Annotated in this window: 1 protein-coding gene; it reads left to right on the top strand. The window is 48.6% G+C overall.

What is annotated here, in order from left to right; genetic code table 11:
* The coding region (locus tag NLF92_RS13305) for a S1 RNA-binding domain-containing protein (protein ID WP_254102721.1) at positions 1–259 on the top strand (259 nt) is incomplete at both ends.

Raw genomic sequence — 259 nt, 5'->3', positions numbered from 1 at the left:
ATTCATGCAGGACCATGTTGGCGAGACCTTTGAAGGGGTCGTCAGCTCGGTAACCGGTTTTGGTATTTTTGTGCGGATCACCGAATACCATATCGACGGACTGGTGCACATTACCTCACTGGATGACGACTACTATCGCTATGATGATGTAAAACAATGCCTGGCTGGTGACAGCGGTGCGCGTCAATACCGATTAGGCGATCAACTACAGGTAAAAGTCGCTGCAGTGAATCTGGATGAGCGTAAAATTGACCTCATC

The organism is Opacimonas viscosa (genome assembly GCF_024199005.1).
GTDB lineage: Bacteria > Pseudomonadota > Gammaproteobacteria > Enterobacterales > Alteromonadaceae > Opacimonas > Opacimonas viscosa.
This window is presented reverse-complemented; position numbering and strand designations above follow the sequence as displayed.